Here is a 14,752-nt window from a genome sequence, read left to right on the forward strand (position 1 = left end):
GTATTAAAATATGAAAAGATTGATTTTTAGTTTGATTTTTGTATGTGGTTTTATGCATGCCAATAATTGCCAAAAAGATGAAGTGCAAGTTGAAATTTTGATATTAAAAGATAGTATTCCAATGAAAATTGACAATGTCACTACCCTTATTGATGTGACATGTGAAAACAATGTCTTGCTTTATACTTATAATTTGGATTTTAATAAAACTGATAAAAGAGTAATGTCTAATAAAAAAGTTATAGATATGATGCAAAATAGACTAAGTATTCAAAATATAGATTTCTATTGCAATAGTGATTTTACTGACTTTTATAGAATGAATAATATTAATATGAAATGGGTTTATTTTGATGAAAATAAAGAAGAATTGATGTCTATTGAAGCTTCAAACAATGACTGCAAAAATTAGATAAATTAAGCTTAGTTTAATGGGGGGGGGTAGAATCTAAATTCTAAATTAACTTTATAAGGATTTAAATGAAAAAGATTCTACTTTGTTTATGTTTATTATTTGGTTATAGCATGGCAAATGATAAAGATGGATTTTTCTTAGGGGCTGAGATTGGTATAAGTGAAGTTAGTGTAGCAGCAAGTGCAAATGGTTATAGTGGCAAGGTAAAGCTATCTGCTCCAATGTATGGATTTAAGGCTGGATATAGATATTTTTTTAGTGATTTAATAGGGCTTCGAGGGTATATAAGCTTTAAAGATTCTTTTGTTGATGTGAAATTGCAAGGCAGTAATGGTTCTGCACATTTTATGCCTATTATGGCAAATGCAGATATAATATTTGATTTTTATAAAACACAAAATTATTCATTTGATGCGATTGTAGGGGTTGGTCTTGGTTTTGCTATACTAAATGACTATTCGCTTATTGGTAAGATAGATACAAGTCATTCAGCATTTTATAGTGACGCTAGAGTAGGTATAGGAACAAGTTATGATAATAATAGATTAGGTTTGGTTGTCTCTTTTCCAATAACACAAGCGACAAAAAAAGTAGATGGTATCGAATATAAAATCAAACAAAACTACGCAGTAGCACTAACTTATGATTATAAATTTTAAATATTTTTAGATTCTAGAATCTAAAAATCTAAAGATACTAATAAAATAAAATTCTTATTTAAAGATTCTTAATAGAATCTTTAAAGCAATCCATTCTTTCTAATGTTTTGTAGGTTGTATATCTGCATTTGTTACTTCACCGATATTTTCTAAAAATTCATTTACTTTGTATGCAGCTTGTATGTATTCCTTTGCTCCTATGCTTGTTGGTTCAAAAAACACGATAGGTTTGCCAGAATCTCCACCTTGCCTAATCTTGCCTTCGATTGGAATTTGTGCCAATACATTTGTATCATATTCTTTTGCAAGTTTTGTTGTAGTGTCTTTTCCAAATATATCATGATTGCTATTACAGCTAGGGCACACAAAGCCACTCATATTTTCTACAATCCCAGCTATTGGAATATTTAGCTTTTTAAACATATCTAGGCTTCTTGCGCTATCATCTAGGGCTACAACTTGTGGTGTAGTGACAGAGATTCCAGCAGTAATTGGCACACTTTGAGCCAATGTTAGCTGTGCATCGCCCGTCCCTGGAGGCATATCAATGACTAATATATCTAGTTCTCCCCAAAGCACATCAGTAAGCATTTGCTCGATTGCTCGCATTATCATAGGACCACGCCAAATTAGGCTTTGTCCCTCTTCATACATCATTCCCATACTCATTACTTTTATACCATAAGCTTTTAGTGGTATTAGTTTCATAATAGATTCATCTACCATCGGTTTTTGTAAGTTTAATCCTAACATTCTTGGTATATTTGGACCATAAATATCGGCATCAAGCAATCCTACGCTTTTTCCACTTTGTGCTAGTGCTATGGCAAGATTTACGCTTGTTGTAGATTTGCCAACGCCACCTTTTCCGGAGCTAATCATTATGAAATGTTTGATATTTGGTGCGATATTTTTAATCTTTTTTTCTTCTTCTTTAATCTGTGGAGTTTTGATATTAACTTGTGTAGAATCTCCTAGCTTTGCTTTTATCTCGCTTTTGATTTTTTCTATAACATCTGCATTATTTGATGGAATCTCAATAAAAATCTCTACTGCTTTATCTTGTATTTTTATATCTTTTACAAATCCAAAATCAACTATATCTCTTTTAAAGTTTGGATATAAAATCTCTTTTAATTTTTCTAAAATAACTTCTTTATTCATTTATGCACCTTTGTATTCTTTAAAAATATTTTGACTTATTTTATAACTACAAAACTTAGGACCACACATAGAGCAGAATTCCGCCCCTTTAAATACATCTTGTGGCAAACTCTCATCATGATATTCTCTAGCTCTATCACTATCAAGGGCAAGTGAGAATTGCTCCTCCCATCTAAAAGCATATCTTGCATCACTCATTGCATCATCTCTAACTCTTGCATTTATTCTGCCTCTTGCTATATCTGCAGCGTGTGCAGCAATCTTGTATGCAATTATCCCTTCTCTTACATCATTTGCATTTGGCAAACCTAAATGTTCTTTTGGTGTTACATAGCATAGCATTGCTACACCTTTCCAAGCCGCTACACATGCACCAATGGCACTTGATATATGATCATATCCAGCACCTATATCTGTCACAAGTGGTCCTAATACATAAAAAGGCGCTTCATTGCATAATTCCTTTTGAATTTCTACATTTCGCTCAATTTGATTTAATGGAATATGTCCAGGTCCCTCAATCATAACTTGCACATCTTTATCATAAGCTCTTTTTGCTAACTCACCTAATACTTTTAGTTCATTAAATTGTGCATCATCACTTGCATCAGCTAGACATCCTGGTCTAAGAGAATCTCCAAGAGATAGGCTTACATCATAAGATCTACAAATATCAAGTATTTCATCAAATGCACTATAAAATGGATTTTCTTTGTGGTGGTGCATCATCCAGCTTGCCATCAAGCTACCCCCACGACTTACAATCCCCATTTTTCTTTTTGCAATAAGTGGCATATGAGACAATAAGAATCCACAATGTATAGTAAAGTAGCTTACACCTTGTTTTGCTTGTTTTTCTAAAGTAGAAAGCATTTTATCTACTGATAGATTTAAAATATCATCTTTTAAATCATGTAGTATTTGATACATTGGCACAGTGCCTATTGGCACACAAGAATTTGCAATAACAGCTTTTCTTATCTCATCAAGATTTCCACCTGTGCTTAAATCCATAATTGTATCAGCACCATATTTTATAGAAGTTTGTGTTTTTATCACTTCATTTTCAATACAATTTTCAATACTAGAACTTCCTATGTTTGCATTTATTTTTGTTTTTGTAGCTATTCCTATGCCTATTGGGTTTAGATTCTTGTGATTGATGTTTGCAGGTATGATTAATCTGCCTTTTTTAATTTCATTTTTGATTAAATTAACATCTAATTCTTCACTATTTGCGACAAATTCCATCTCTTTTGTGATTATGTCATGTTTTGCATAAAATAATTGTGTATTTACATTACTCATTTTTACCTCATAAATTTAAATCTATAAAAATAGTTTTATAGATATTTTATAAAGCTTAAAATTATCCTAAAAAATATAAAATATTCCTTTTTGAATAATAAAAAGGTCAAATTTTGAGAAAAAATATCACTTTAATTATTATGAGTGCAGGGGAGAGTTTAAGATTTAGAGAAAATATATCTATCAAAAAACAATGGATTAGAATAGACAATAAGCCTATGTGGCTTTATGTAGCGGATTTGTTTCAAGAAAGATATAATTTTTCTAAAGTAATAATAACTGCGTCATTTAGAGATATTGCCTATATGAAGAGATTCTGTGATTATGAGATAGTGCAAGGTGGAAATAGCAGGCAAGAATCTTTGCAAAATGCACTAAAATATGTCAATAGTGAATTTGTTGCAGTTAGCGATGCAGCAAGATGTAATCTTGATTTTGAGGTACTAGATAATCTTTTTGCTTATAATCTAGATTCTATTGATTGTCTAATTCCTACGATAGGCGTGAGTGATACAATATTTTTAGAATCTAATGGTAATAAAAATTATCTAAATAGAGATAATATCCATTTAGTCCAAACTCCACAAATCTCAAGAGTGCAAACTTTACTAGAAGCTATAAAGCTTGGTGATTTTAGTGATGAAAGTAGCGCTATTAATAATTATGGTGGTAAAGTTGTAAGCATAAAAGGCTCTAAGATTCTAGATAAAATAACTTTTTTAGATGATTTAAAAAAACTAAATATTAGCAACAATAATGATACTTTTATTGGATATGGATTTGATGTTCATAGATTCTGTAAAAATAAGGATATGTATTTAGGTGGCGTAAAAATACCTTGCAGTTTTGGTCTAGAAGCCCATAGCGATGGAGATGTTGTTATTCATTCTCTTTGTGATGCACTTCTTGGAGCGATTGGAGCAGGTGATATTGGTGAGTGGTTTCCCCCAGATGATGAAAAATATGATAATATAGATTCTAAGATTCTACTAAAAGAGGTGGCTACTTTTATTAATAGTGTAGGTTTTAGGATTGTTAATATTGATATTATGATAATGGCTCAGGTGCCAAAAATTCTTCCATACAAAGATGAGATGGTAGAAATTTTTAGTAATATTTTAAACTTGCAAAGACAATATATCAATATCAAAGCAACTACAATGGAGAAATTGGGTTTTGTAGGTAGAAGTGAGGGAGTTTGTGTAAGCTCTAGCGTATCTTTAAAACTCTTTTTATAATATAAATTTTTTGGAGGTCTGTTATTTATGAAAATACTTATTATAGAAAATGATACTTACCTAGCACAAAGTATTGGCAATAAGCTGGAAGATAGAGGTTATGAATGTGTTATTTCTAAAGATTTGCAGTTAAAATTAGATAAGAATGATGTATTTGATATTATTTTATTATCCTATGATTTTTGTCAGGGTAGCTGCACCAATGTAATTAAGAGATTTCAAAAAAGCATTATTATAGTAATGATTAAATATATAAATGATGATACTGTGACTAAAATGTTTAAAGCTGGAATGCATGATTATATTATAAAGCCTATAATTGTAGATGAACTAATTAGAAAAATAGAGCATTACAGGCATTTTGATAGACTTCAAAAGGAAGTTATTTTTTATAAAAATTATTTTGAATTTATTGAGGGAATATTAAATATACCATTTCCATTTACTTATAACTTGCCATTTATTATAAGAAGTAGTTCGCAAAGAAGTGCAGATATATACGCTATGAGATACGCAAGGTTGAAAAATATACATTTTAATTTTTTATCTCTAAAAGAAGTTGATTGGAAAAGCATTTTAAATGCAAATAATGATATGAATGAAATTATATATTTAACAGGGTTAGAACAGATTAAAAAAAGCGAAAGAAATGAGCTAATATCAAAACTCCATAAACAAAATGTATTGTTTTCATTTATCTCTCAAGAAGAGATTCTATTTAGTAATATCGCAGATATTTCTACAACTACAAATTGTGTAGATGTAGGTGGTGAAATAATGCCTGTAAAAGATTATGAAAAGATGATGATTGCAAAATACGAAGGATTGTATTCTGATATTGAGCTTGCAAAAGAGTTAGGAATTAGTCGCAAAAGTCTATGGGAAAAACGCAAAAGATATGGAATAGTAAAACAAAGAAAAAGCGTAAAACAAAGTCAAGCACAATAAAGGTATCTTTTTGAATAAAAGAGAATTATTTTTAACACTTTTTAATATAGGGCATATCAAAAAAGCTCCTGGCACATGGGGCAGTTTATTTGGGCTTATTGTTGGGATTCCGATATTATACTTTTCTCCATCTACTTTATTTGCTCTATCAGCTTTATGCAGTATTGTTGCGATTAAAGAAATTGATATTTATGAAAAAAATACTGGAATCCACGATGCAAAATATATTGTTATTGATGAGCTAATTGGAATCTGGATTGCTATGAGTATTGCTGGATTTAGTATTGCTTCAATTATATTTTCATTTATATTTTTTAGATTATATGATATATGGAAACCTTCTATTATAGGCAAGGTAGATAAATATACAAAAGGTGGATTGGGTGTTGTTGGTGATGATGCATTGGCAGGATTCTTTGCTGGTATCACTGCATTGATATTTATTATACTCTTAAGACATATTGGACTTGATATTTTTGTTTAGTAAATAAGCTAAATGCCATTTACTCTAAAATCAAGATTCATATTTGGGGTAATAATCCCACTTTTTGAACCATTTGCAGAATGAAATACGATAGTTTTGTGTAATCTTGAATAATATTTTATTAACATCATTTGAAGAATAGGCTCATTGCTTGGTTTAAACCATATATTGTTGCTTATTAACATCATATATTTTGGATTATCCTTGTATGCTTTTTTTGTTGTTGCTTCATAACAAATAGCATTTCTAAATATTAGATTTCCTGCAAATATATTTATTGGTTCTTTATCTTGTGTATCAAAAGTAGAATAACGAATATTGAATATTTTTGAAAAGAAATCTGCTATAAATCCTGGTATTGGCATGTATTCACCAAATGGAGCTAAAAATATTTTATCAGCAAATTGGTAATGTTTATTGTTAAATACATATGTTGTATTATATACACCAAATCCGTCATATCTTTGTGCGCCTACAATGATTGTTATTTTTGTACTTAATTCTTTTAATTCATCTACAATATTTTCATAGATACTTGTATTTAATATTATAGGAAATGCGGTCTCTGGCAAAACAACAATGCTATATCCATCATTTATTGCATTTTCAATTAGACTAATATTGTATTGAACAATCTTATCTAAATTATTCCCTGCCCATTTTTCTTTTTGCTGTATGTTTGTTTGAGTTAGGAGGATTTTTTCATTTGGAATCCTAATTTTTTTAATATCAAAATCAATTGCAAAAAATAGTAGAAATATGGCTAGAAAACGTAATAGTTTTATTTGTTTGATGCTTATTATTGATAGTGTTGCAACGATAATGATAAAAGATATTTTATCTACTTTAAAAATACTAAAAGATAGCATTGCATCAGGTATAAACCAATCAAAACCAAATATAGTTACATATCCAATCAGGCTTAGTGTGATTGCCCTAAATATAATATTATTGAAAAATAATGCAAGCCAAATTAATATCGCATATATAATCCCAACTATTATAGGAATCACATATACTAAATATGCCGAATTTGTATATCTAAAACTAAGTCCAATCCAATAAAACCAAAATAGCCCAATAAAAAAACCAAAACTAAAAGCAAATCTTTTATTTATATTAAGATAAGTAAAAAGCGATATTAAAACAAGAATAGCATTAATATATGGAAAATATTCTTCATTTAGATATGTATAAAAATTTGCATATAGTGGTAAGCTAAAAATAAAAGCAAGAATAAATGGTATAAATAGCCAATTTTTAATTATATATCTTATTTTGTTTTCTGCATTAAAAATATTTATTTTTGGTTTATTATCTCTAGTAAAAAATTTTCTTATATTAAACATAATTTTTGTCACATAAATAAAATAAAACTTGTGCTAAAATTGCCAAATTATTGCAAATTATAACTTAATTTTTAATAGACAATTTAACGAGCCTAGAATCTAATACACTATATACTTAGTCAAATAAAAATATAAAGTTTATATAATTTTTGATAGTTTTTAATACATATAATTGAATTATTTTCCGTTGAATTAAGTTCCTTTAAGTTAAAATATGCAAATACTTTTTACTAAACAAAAGCTAAAATTCTAAACCTAAAATGAAGGAATGCCTTTTATATGGAGTTTGCAAACTATTTTGATATCATTATTATAGCTATAATAATAATCCTTGCATTCAAGGGATTATTTACAGGTTTTATTCGTGAAGCACTTTCTGTTATCGGTATAGTAGGTGGTGTCATTGTCGCATCTAGGTTTAATATAGGTTTTGGTGAATGGATAAATTCATTTTTAAAATTAAAAAGTCAAACAATATTAGATCTTATTGGCTTTATGATTATTTTAGGAGCTATTTGGATTCTATCCATTGTTTTGGCTGAAATAGTCGTTAGATTTGTTAAGTTTATAAAACTTGGAAAATTAGATAGAATCTTAGGCGTTATTGTCGCAGGGCTTAAGATTTTTTTAATCACTTCAATAATACTTTTTACATTTTCAAAAATAAATTTTTTATCAAACTTTACAGAAAAGTTGCAAGATACTAGTTATTGCTATCCAATAATGATAAAAGTTGGTGATGTTATAGTCAAGACTGATTTTGTAAGCGAAACAAAAGATGATGCAATAGAATTTGGCAATCAAGTATTAGATGAAGTCAAGAATATGCAGTGATTTAAGGAGTAGTTTTGTTTTCAAATATTTATATACAACAAAGAATAGAAAAAGCTAATATTATGCGAGATTCTGGCAAGAATCCTTATTCAAATGATGCAATCAAAACTATTTCTAATGTAGATTTTTTAAATAAATATAAAGATGCTAAAGATTCTAATAGTGCAAAAGAAGATGCAAATATATCAAATATCAAAGAATTTGTAAGTGGTAGAGTAAAATTAGTGCGCCTTATGGGAAAAGCTGCTTTTATTGATATTGAAGATGAAAGTGGGATTTTGCAAGCTTATATTTCTAAAAATGATTTAGATTCTGATTTTGAAGAGTTTAAAAAACTTCTTGAAGTAGGAGACATAGTAAATATTAGCGGATATCCATTTAAAACAAAAACAAATCAAATCTCAATACATGCGACTTCTTTTAAGATTCTGACAAAGTCTATTATTCCATTACCTGAAAAGTTTCATGGGCTTACTGATATTGAATTACGATATAGACAAAGATATCTTGATTTGATAATGAATGCTGATGTAAAAGAGACATTTAAGATCCGAAGTAAAATCATCTCTTTGCTTAGAAAGTTTTTTGAAGATAAAGGTTTTTTGGAGGTTGAAACTCCGATGTTACATCCAATTCCAGGTGGCGCAAATGCAAAACCATTTGTCACACATCATAATGCACTTAATGTGGAGAGATACTTGCGTATTGCTCCAGAATTGTATCTAAAGAGGCTTATTGTAGGTGGTTTTGAGAGTGTATTTGAGATAAATCGAAGCTTTAGAAATGAGGGTATTGATCATTCTCATAATCCAGAATTTACGATGATTGAATTTTATTGGGCATATAAAACTTACAATGATTTGATAAAACTTACAATAGAGTTATTTAAATATTTATTAGATAAGTTAAATCTCCCAAATATCATTGAATGGGGCGAAGATAAAATTGATTTTACTAATTTTTCACAAATTAGCTATAAAGATTCTCTAAGCAAGATTGGTGGGATTCCGCTTGATGTAGTAAATAATAAAGAAAAATTAGAAAAATATTTGATTGATTTTGGTATCAAGATAGAATCCGGATTAAATTATGGAAAGCTTTTAGCAGAAGCATTTGATAATTTTGTAGAATCTAAATTGATACAACCTACATTTATTACAGAATTTCCAATCGAAATAAGTCCATTAGCAAGAAAAAATGATGAAGATTCTGCTATTGCAGATAGATTTGAATTATTTATCGGTGGAAAAGAGATGTCAAATGGATTTAGTGAGTTAAATGATCCGCTAGATCAGCTAGAAAGATTTAAAGCTCAAGTTTTAGAAAAAGAAAAAGGTGATGAAGAAGCCCAATATATGGACGAAGACTATGTATGGGCTTTAGGTTATGGAATGCCACCTGTAGCAGGACAGGGAATAGGTATTGATAGGCTTGTAATGCTTTTAACAAACAATAAAATTATTAAAAATGTGATTTTATTTCCAGCAATGAAGCCTCTCAAATATGAATTTGATATCATTAAAAAGGATAGTGAATGAACTACTTGGAAGAAACAGATAAAGTAATTTTTGATTTAATACAAAAAGAATGGAATAGGCAGAGTGATTGTTTAGAGATGATTGCTAGTGAAAATTTTACTTTTCCAAGTGTCATTGAAGCATTAGGTAGCATATTAACAAATAAATATGCAGAAGGTTATCCAAAGAAGCGATATTATGGTGGTTGTGAGTTTGTAGATGAGATTGAACAAATTGCCATTGATAGAGTAAAAAAGCTATTTAATTGTGAATTTGCAAATGTCCAGCCACATTCAGGCTCTCAAGCAAATGGTGCTGTATATAGTGCATTGCTAAAGCCTTATGATAAGATTCTAGGTATGCATTTAAACCATGGAGGGCATTTAACACATGGAGCAAAAGTCAGTATAACAGGAAAAATGTATCAAAGCTTTTTTTATGGTGTTGAGCTTGATGGTAGAATAAATTATGATAAAGTGCAAGAATATGCAGAATTAATAAAGCCAAATATTATTGTTTGTGGATTTTCTGCATATACAAGAGAACTAGATTTTAAAAGATTTAGAGAAATCGCAGATAGTGTAGGAGCGATTTTGTTTGGAGATATAGCACATATTGCTGGACTTGTAGCAGGAGAGCAATATCCAAATCCATTCCCTCATTGTCATATTGTAAGCACTACTACACACAAGACACTTCGTGGTCCAAGAGGTGGTGTGATACTTAGCAATGATGAAGAAATAATCAATAAGATTAACAAAGCTGTGTTTCCAGGAATACAAGGTGGTCCTTTGATGAATGTTATTGCTGCTAAGGCTGTTGGTTTTGGTGAAAATCTAAAACCAGAATGGAAAGCACATGCAAAGCAAGTCAAAGCAAATGCTAAGATTCTAGGTGAAATATTTGTAAAAAGAGGTTATGATATAGTTAGTGGTGGAACAGATAATCACTTGGTTTTAATGAATCTTATAAATAAACCATTTAGTGGCAAAGATGCAGATGCAGCACTTGAAAATGCAGGAATCACAGTAAATAAAAATATGGTTCCAGGTGATACTAGAAGTCCATTTATTACAAGTGGTTTAAGGATTGGTTCGCCAGCACTTACAAGTAGAGGTATGAAAGAAAAAGAATTTGAATATATTGCAAATAAAATTTGTGACATATTAGATAATATTAGCGATATTAATTTACAAGAGAAAACAAGGCAGGAAATAAAAGAATTTAGTCAAGATTTTAGAATTTATCCCAAGGCTATTTTTTAAATGACAGAAATTGAATTAAAATTGATTAAAATGGATACATCTCATTATTATCAAAAGATTGATGATTCTAAAGTTCAAATTAACTATAATGGCAGAATCTTTTTTGATAAATTTAAAAGAGTTAATTCATTGCTTGGTCTAAATATTATTAATAAGCATTTAAAAAATGAAATCATTGTAGCACATAACCTTATTAATGCACATAATAAGGTTGAAAATATCGTTATTGATTTCAATGGCACAGATGATAAATTATTTTATCATAAGGCACAATTATTGCTTAGAGATGAAGGATACCTTAATTTTACAGCATATAGGTCGAAAACTAAAGGTCATTTGCATGTTTATATTCATAAAGGACATACAGATTTAAGTGAAGCTAGGTTGATAGCTAAGACATTAGATTTTAAATTGTCAGCTATTTTCCCTAAGCAATGGAGGATTTTCCCCACGAGTGAAGTTCCTCCTAGTTTTAATATTTTGGTTTTGCCATATAGTGTTTATGCAAAAGAGCGTGGAACTAGTTGGCTTAAGCATATGTAATAAAAATCTAAAGAGAGGTTAAAATATGGATGATAAAAGAGAATTGAATGATATTTTGATAGGTGGAGAAGATGTAAGATCTAAAAACACAAAAAAGCTTATTTTATTAATTATTGCTATTGTTGTATTGATAATTGCTATTGCAGTAATTGCACTCAATCTATCATCAAGTAATACAGAAGAAGTTATAGTTGATGTAAATAGCACAGGTTTAGACACAAATATTCCAACTAATAATGAATTTAATAGCATTCCAGTAAATGATGATAGTGTTCAATTTGAGCAAATTGTAAAAGAAATCAGATCAAGACAACAAAATGCACCAGAACAACCTAGCACATCTATACCATCAGCACCTTTGCCATCTAGTAATGAGGTAGAAAAAATACAAATGCCAACTAGAACGCCACAAACTGGCTCTACTCGCATTACATCACAACCAAGAACACAGGTTTCTCAACCATCAGCTACTTCTATGCCTAGAGGAAACAATGGTGATATAGCTGAAAATGGAATCTATCTTCAAGTTGGTGCATTTAGTAAGACACCAAATAAGCAATTTTTAGATAGTGTGAATAAATATAGCTATCGTGTTCAAGAAATAATGATAAATTCAAAAGTTATTACTAGATATTTAATTGGACCATATGCAAGTAGAAGTGCAGCACAAAGAGATGTAAATGCTGTATCAAGAGATATTACAACACCTGTTCTTTTAGAAATTAGATAATCTTTTATTGCACTCCCTAAATATTTTTTTGAGTGCAATAAAACCCATATTAACTAATATTTATATGGTTTATTTTTCTTTGTCATGCAATTTAACTTTAATATTTTTTAGCTATGACACAATAATCATCATAGAATCTAAATCTATTTAGATTCTATGATGATTATTAGAATATATTTATTTCGACTTACTAAATATTTAATATTTCTATAGTCCCATTTTGCCTGGATTTAGTATATTGTTTGGGTCAAATGCTTTTTTTAGATTCCTAAATAGCTCCATTTCGGCTTCACTAAATGCAAGTTTCATGAATGGTGCTTTTGAGAGGCCAATTCCATGTTCGCCACTTAGCGTGCCTTCTAGTTTAACTGTGATCTTAAAAATCTCTGTAATTGCTTCATATCCTTTTTCTATATCTTTTAAATCTTCTATCATTACATTTGTATGCACATTTCCATCACCTGTATGTCCAAAACAAGGAATATTAAATCCATATTTTTTACCAATCTCATCAATATTAGATAGCAGTTCTGGAAGATTTGCTCGCGGCACGGTTATATCTTCATTTAGTTTCTTTTTCCCATATATATTAATGCTTTGGCTTACATTTCTTCTTGCAAACCAAAGATTTGCTGCCTCATTTTCATCTTTTGCGATCTTAAAATCATTGCAACCATTTTCTTTAAACTTTTCTTCTATTTTTGAGAGCTGATATTTTATTTCTTCATCTAGATTCCCATCTACTTCAGTTATCAAAATCGCACCAGCATCAAGTGGTAATCCTTTTTTAAATTTATTCTCAACTGCGCGAATACTTAGATTGTCCAAAAATTCCATTGCAACAGGAGTGATTCCGCTAGCCATAGTTTTATAAACTGCATTCATAGCGTCATTTATATTTTCAAAGATTCCCATCGCAGATTTTTTTAATTTTGGCTTTGCAATAAGCTTTAGAGTTATTTCTGTAATCACTGCCAAAGTCCCTTCACTTGCAATTAAAATTCCAGCTATATTGTATCCTGCGACATCTTTGATAGTTTTTTTACCCGCATTGATTATCTCACCATTTGGCAATACAGCACGAAGTGCCATCACATAATCTTTTGTAATTCCATATTTTGCAGCTCTCATTCCACCTGCATTTTCAGATACATTTCCTCCAATTGTGCTATATTCTTGGCTTGCTGGGTCTGGTGGATAAAATAGCCCTTCTTTTTCTACGGCATTTTGAAGATGTTTATTTACAACTCCTGGTTGCACTCTAACTATCATATTTTTTTTATCAATCTCTAAAATATTATTAAAATATCTTTCCATTGCTAGTATTACCCCACCATTACAAGGTAATGCACCACCACTAAATCCACTTCCTGCACCACGAGGAATGACAGGTATTAGATTTTCATTGCAATATTTCATTATTTTGCATATATCATCTTCATTTCTTGGAAATACAACGCAATTTGGTTTAAATCTTTCTCTTGTTGCATCATAACAATAAGCTTGCAGGTGGGCTTCATCATCATAATAATTTTCTTTACCAACAAAATCACTTAATTTTTTGTAAGTCCCCATCACGTCCCCTTAATTAATTGGATTGCATATTTCCATAGTAATCAAAATATTCTCTTACTTTTTTTAAATTAAGTAATTTACCTAAGCCATCATCACTAATCCTTGTAAAAAATGGCTTTTGTGTACTTGTATCTTTTAATATAATAGAATCTTTTGCAATCACTTTAAAACTTTGACAATCGAATACTTCTATGCTATTTTCTTTTGTAATAAAAATTAATCCTATATCAAATTTATTACAGAATCCAAGAAAATCATCTTTTTTTGGTTCATTTATATTATTACTTGATAGATATGAGATAAAAATATCAGGATGCAAAAAATCTATATTTTTATTATTATTTGTGATTTCTTGATATGATGTTTGGTTTGGTGCAAGCAATAATGCTTTATCGTATAAGATTCTAAAAGTGATCTTATCGCCTTCACTAGGATTTCCAAGTGGAGTTGGCATGTATTTATCTTTTATATTTTTAAACTCCCTTGTGCTAATGCTTGCTATTCCATCATTTATTTCATCTACAATTGCAATTCCTAAAATAAATATATTTTTATTGATTTCTCTAGTGATAATTCCACTTTCTCCAACTTTCAAATCAAGAGCTGGAATCTTCAATCTCGTAGAATCTTGTTTTGGTATCGAAATTAAAACTTTATTATTTATATCAATAGCGAATAAAAATGTATTTATCATTAGCAAAATTGCAATTATCTTTTTCAAAA

General features: G+C 29.6%; 15 protein-coding genes. 10 read left to right on the forward strand and 5 right to left on the reverse strand.

The window, feature by feature from the left end; translation table 11 throughout:
- Positions 1 to 10 precede the first annotated feature (10 nt).
- Both CQA42_RS04140 and CQA42_RS04145 read left to right on the forward strand, forming a co-directional pair.
- Positions 11 to 412 (forward strand): hypothetical protein, encoded by a 402-nt coding sequence (locus CQA42_RS04140; RefSeq protein WP_115583431.1) that lies wholly within the window; start codon positions 11 to 13, stop codon positions 410 to 412.
- A gap of 68 nt (positions 413 to 480) precedes the next feature.
- Positions 481 to 1,074, forward strand: coding sequence for an outer membrane beta-barrel protein (locus CQA42_RS04145; RefSeq protein WP_115583432.1), 594 nt, complete (start codon positions 481 to 483; stop codon positions 1,072 to 1,074).
- A gap of 99 nt (positions 1,075 to 1,173) precedes the next feature.
- Here the strand turns inward: CQA42_RS04145 and CQA42_RS04150 are convergent, their stop codons facing one another.
- Positions 1,174 to 2,238: an Mrp/NBP35 family ATP-binding protein gene (locus CQA42_RS04150; protein ID WP_115583433.1), complete on the reverse strand. Its 1,065-nt coding sequence runs from the start codon at positions 2,236 to 2,238 to the stop codon at positions 1,174 to 1,176.
- On the reverse strand, positions 2,239 to 3,546 hold the full coding sequence (gene thiC / locus CQA42_RS04155) for a phosphomethylpyrimidine synthase ThiC (protein ID WP_115583434.1): 1,308 nt from the start codon (positions 3,544 to 3,546) through the stop codon (positions 2,239 to 2,241).
- A gap of 113 nt (positions 3,547 to 3,659) precedes the next feature.
- Between thiC and CQA42_RS04160 the strand changes: the two genes are divergently transcribed.
- Genes CQA42_RS04160 through CQA42_RS04170 form a run of 3 tightly spaced genes read left to right on the forward strand, consistent with a single transcriptional unit; the run spans position 3,660 to position 6,216 of the window.
- The gene (locus CQA42_RS04160) at positions 3,660 to 4,784 is read left to right on the forward strand and encodes a bifunctional 2-C-methyl-D-erythritol 4-phosphate cytidylyltransferase/2-C-methyl-D-erythritol 2,4-cyclodiphosphate synthase (RefSeq protein ID WP_258865558.1); all 1,125 of its coding nucleotides are present in this window, start codon (positions 3,660 to 3,662) and stop codon (positions 4,782 to 4,784) included.
- A gap of 27 nt (positions 4,785 to 4,811) precedes the next feature.
- Positions 4,812 to 5,732, forward strand: a complete 921-nt coding sequence (locus CQA42_RS04165) for a response regulator (protein ID WP_115583436.1) — start codon at positions 4,812 to 4,814, stop codon at positions 5,730 to 5,732.
- A 10-nt stretch (positions 5,733 to 5,742) separates the two neighbouring features.
- Positions 5,743 to 6,216 carry a phosphatidylglycerophosphatase A gene (locus CQA42_RS04170; RefSeq protein ID WP_115583437.1) on the forward strand — a complete coding sequence of 158 codons (474 nt, stop codon included), beginning with the start codon at positions 5,743 to 5,745 and terminating at the stop codon, positions 6,214 to 6,216.
- Between the two features lie 8 nt (positions 6,217 to 6,224).
- On the opposite strand, the gene lnt is transcribed toward CQA42_RS04170, so the two are convergent.
- Positions 6,225 to 7,565: an apolipoprotein N-acyltransferase gene (gene lnt, locus CQA42_RS04175; protein WP_147289255.1), complete on the reverse strand. Its 1,341-nt coding sequence runs from the start codon at positions 7,563 to 7,565 to the stop codon at positions 6,225 to 6,227.
- Between the two features lie 279 nt (positions 7,566 to 7,844).
- Between lnt and CQA42_RS04180 the strand changes: the two genes are divergently transcribed.
- From CQA42_RS04180 to CQA42_RS04200, 5 genes are read left to right on the forward strand one after another with little or no spacing between them, the layout of a single operon-like run.
- Positions 7,845 to 8,399: a CvpA family protein gene (locus CQA42_RS04180; protein ID WP_115583439.1), complete on the forward strand. Its 555-nt coding sequence runs from the start codon at positions 7,845 to 7,847 to the stop codon at positions 8,397 to 8,399.
- A gap of 14 nt (positions 8,400 to 8,413) precedes the next feature.
- Positions 8,414 to 9,937 (forward strand): lysine--tRNA ligase, encoded by a 1,524-nt coding sequence (gene lysS / locus CQA42_RS04185; RefSeq protein ID WP_115583440.1) that lies wholly within the window; start codon positions 8,414 to 8,416, stop codon positions 9,935 to 9,937.
- A complete protein-coding gene (locus CQA42_RS04190; protein ID WP_115583441.1) occupies positions 9,934 to 11,181 on the forward strand; it encodes a serine hydroxymethyltransferase in 1,248 nt (415 codons plus the stop codon). The genes lysS and CQA42_RS04190 overlap by 4 nt, the downstream gene beginning before the upstream one ends.
- The gene (locus tag CQA42_RS04195; RefSeq protein WP_115583442.1) at positions 11,182 to 11,724 is read left to right on the forward strand and encodes a DUF1882 domain-containing protein; all 543 of its coding nucleotides are present in this window, start codon (positions 11,182 to 11,184) and stop codon (positions 11,722 to 11,724) included.
- A 25-nt stretch (positions 11,725 to 11,749) separates the two neighbouring features.
- Positions 11,750 to 12,454, forward strand: coding sequence for an SPOR domain-containing protein (locus CQA42_RS04200; protein WP_115583443.1), 705 nt, complete (start codon positions 11,750 to 11,752; stop codon positions 12,452 to 12,454).
- A 207-nt stretch (positions 12,455 to 12,661) separates the two neighbouring features.
- On the opposite strand, the gene glcD is transcribed toward CQA42_RS04200, so the two are convergent.
- Positions 12,662 to 14,029: a glycolate oxidase subunit GlcD gene (gene glcD, locus CQA42_RS04205; protein ID WP_115583444.1), complete on the reverse strand. Its 1,368-nt coding sequence runs from the start codon at positions 14,027 to 14,029 to the stop codon at positions 12,662 to 12,664.
- A 13-nt stretch (positions 14,030 to 14,042) separates the two neighbouring features.
- The gene (locus CQA42_RS04210; RefSeq protein WP_115583445.1) at positions 14,043 to 14,750 is read right to left on the reverse strand and encodes a plasminogen-binding N-terminal domain-containing protein; all 708 of its coding nucleotides are present in this window, start codon (positions 14,748 to 14,750) and stop codon (positions 14,043 to 14,045) included.
- Between the last annotated feature and the right edge of the window lie 2 nt (positions 14,751 to 14,752).

Origin of the sequence: Helicobacter sp. MIT 99-5507, from assembly GCF_003364295.1 — a bacterium.
Lineage (GTDB): Bacteria > Campylobacterota > Campylobacteria > Campylobacterales > Helicobacteraceae > NHYM01.